The organism is Catonella sp., assembly GCF_052169795.1.
In the GTDB taxonomy this organism is placed as follows: Bacteria; Bacillota; Clostridia; order Lachnospirales; family Lachnospiraceae; genus Catonella.
This window is the reverse complement of record NZ_JBQNBU010000161.1, coordinates 1-2,893: the sequence shown is the minus strand read 5'-3', so window position 1 is coordinate 2,893 and position 2,893 is coordinate 1. Positions and strand designations below refer to the sequence as shown.

The window sequence follows — 2,893 nt, the reverse complement described above, 5'->3', positions numbered from 1 at the left end:
TTTGCTTCCGCAAATTTGGAACTTGAGCCGGAGCCAAGTACCTCAGCCCCTAAAACAGCAATTGAAGCTCTGTCAAAGCCTGCATCTGAGCCTGCTCCTGTAGCGGATGACCCTAACAAAAAAATGAGTCCTGAGGATATCGCTGCTCTATTTGCTTCGACCGGTCAGTAACCATAATTATAACTTGGAGATAACATGAAATACATAGTTTTTGACCTTGAGTGGAATCAGGGATATGCTTCAAAGGAAGAGTCCGAGAGGCCTCTTCCTTTTGAAATTATTGAAATCGGAGCAGTCAAGCTTGACGAAGATTTTAAAGTTATCGACTTTTTTCATCGTATTATCAAGCCGGTAGTGTATCCCGAATTATTTAAATATACCAAAGAACTAATATCACTTACAGAAAAAGAACTTGCAGATGGCACTGATTTTGTAACTGCCTGCAAAGAATTTCTCAGATGGTGCAGAAAAGGTGATCGTAACTATTCTTTTGCTACCTGGGGTTCTCTCGACCTTTTGGAACTTCAAAGAAACATGGCTTTTTATCAAATATATAATGGTTTTTCAAGGCCATTATATTATTATGATGTTCAATATTTGTTTAATATTTTTACTGAAACATATGACGAAACCGTCTTCTCTCTTGAAAATGCTATCAAATATTTAGATTTAAATGAAGATAAGGCTTTTCACAGTGCTATTTCCGATGCAGAGTATACTGCTGAAATCTTACAAAGTATAAACAGTATAAACATTCGTCTCTATCCTTCAGTAGATACTTATAAATTCCCTCTGAATAAAAATCAGGAGGTAAACCTCATTTATCCCGACCACAGGCTCAGTATTACACGAGCATATCGTTCTAAGGAAGCTCTTAAAAAGGCTTCGGAAAAAGAACCCTTCTGCTGTCATATCTGCGGCAAAAACCTTCGGAAGATAGTACCTTGGTACACCTCCAACTCAAAAAACTATTACATTGTAGGTGAATGCAGAACTCATGGCTACATAAAAGGGAAACGCCTTATTAAAAATCCTGATGCAAACCACTACTTTGCCATCTCAACACAAAAATCACTGTCAAAAGAGCAGGCAATGCTTATGCTTAAGAATTATAACAGCAGAAACCGACTTACCACTTAAGTCGGTTTCTGCTGTTAATTCTTCTTTTTTTACGCCTGTATCTTCTTCTTGCCATGTTTGAAGGACGCCTGTATATTAATAAATACCAGACCAGACCTAGTATAACGAGCACAGAAACCACAATCATACCCACTGCAAAATAATTTAATCTCTTTTCTTTATTTTCCTCAGGCAGTGATTCAGATATCATTTCACTCTTTTCAAACGAATATGCCTTGGAACTGGTATAGACTATGTCTGCACTACCTATACATTCTCCACCATATTTATACTCCACACTGCCTATATAATTCTTACCAACTTTAATAGCAGTGAGATTATTCTCCTTTATTTCAGTTACAACACCATTAATATCACATTTCTTAGGCACAACTAAAGCCGCAGTTCCCGATACCGTAAACTCAGCCGAAGGATCATTTTCAAGAATACTGATATATGTCTTACCCCCACTTTCATTTAACTTAAGAGGTATCTTATCAGTCTGTAACATTCTAAACCGTTTAAATGCGTAGTCAACAAGTTTCTTAGTGTTTGTATACTGCACATCTGCACTCTCTGCATTCATTATTACACAGACTACATCCATCGCTCCTTTTTTTGAAAACGAAACCAAATTAAACCTTGCTTCATTTGTATATCCTGTCTTTCCTGCATAACAGTATTCATATCCGTGCTGTGGTAATTTAACCGGATTAAAAAGTTGGTTAGTATTGGAGACTGGCCGTTTTTCTTTCATTAGGTTAGTTTCAGGAATTACATGTGTCCTTGTACCGGCTATTTCCCTAAAATCATCCAACTTTATTGCTTCTCTTGCAATCTTCGCTAAATCTTCAGGACAGGTATAATGATCCTTTTCATAGAGTCCGCTCGGATTTGTAAAATGTGTATTAACACAGCCAAGTGCTTCAGCCTTTTCATTCATCATATCTGCAAAGTCTTCTATACTGCCTGCCGTATGTATGGCAATTGCATTTGCCACCTCATTTGCAGAAGCTAACATAAGCCCATAAAGGCACTCTCTTAGGGGAAGCTTTTCTCCCGGTGTCATACCTATACTGGAACTTCCCGGCTCAGATACATTTATGGCTTCTTTGGTAAACTCAACCATTTCATCCAATGACTTTGCCTTCTCTATAGCAAGCATTGCCGTCATAACCTTAGTTGTACTTGCAGGATACCATTTTTTTGTCGCATTTTTAGAAACAAGAACTGTACCTGTAGCAAGATCCATAACTACTGCATTTTTCGCCTTAATTGACGGACATTTAGGCCAAGGTGCAGTACTGCCTGCCAAAGCCTTACTTCTATAAAAATTTGTAAACAAAATCATTATTATCAAAATAAATACAAAACTTCTTTTAATATATAACTTTTTCATAACTCTCTCCAAAACTATCGTACAAAACATTCCCTTACATTTAACCATAGAAATAAGGCTATTTCAAGAGTTAATGAGCTTTATTTATCCTAAACCCCTCCAATGTCCATTCTTTCTTGAACCCACTCTCTCTATTTTTCTTTCTGAAACAAGCTTATTCATATGCCTGTGAATAGCAGGATTGGATTTGCCAATTTTTTCTGCCGGTTCATTATAACTACAGTGTGAAAAAAATTTATTATGTACATAAAGCTTCTATAACTACTATACTAGATAAAAAAAAGGAAAAGCCAAGTAATCTTTATCAGCTTTCCCTATTAATTACAACCTTAAATCTTTCATTAATTATATCAAAATATAAAGCAATTAAGCAAT

General features: G+C 36.3%; 2 protein-coding genes. One reads left to right on the top strand and one right to left on the bottom strand.

Features of this window, described 5'->3' with window-relative positions; genetic code table 11:
- Positions 1-195 precede the first annotated feature (195 nt).
- Positions 196-1,140, top strand: coding sequence for an exonuclease domain-containing protein (locus ACTTKP_RS11985; RefSeq protein ID WP_442554117.1), 945 nt, complete (start codon positions 196-198; stop codon positions 1,138-1,140).
- On the opposite strand, the gene ACTTKP_RS11980 is transcribed toward ACTTKP_RS11985, so the two are convergent.
- Positions 1,130-2,518, bottom strand: coding sequence for a D-alanyl-D-alanine carboxypeptidase family protein (locus tag ACTTKP_RS11980; RefSeq protein WP_442554116.1), 1,389 nt, complete (start codon positions 2,516-2,518; stop codon positions 1,130-1,132). The two genes, ACTTKP_RS11985 and ACTTKP_RS11980, sit on opposite strands and share 11 nt — an antisense overlap.
- Between the last annotated feature and the right edge of the window lie 375 nt (positions 2,519-2,893).

Excerpts from the sequence above, each read along its gene's own strand:
- ACTTKP_RS11985 (WP_442554117.1), top strand. The coding sequence starts at position 196 with ATGAAATACATAGTTTTTGACCTTGAGTGGAATCAGGGATATGCTTCA.
- ACTTKP_RS11980 (WP_442554116.1), bottom strand. The coding sequence starts at position 2,518 with ATGAAAAAGTTATATATTAAAAGAAGTTTTGTATTTATTTTGATAATA.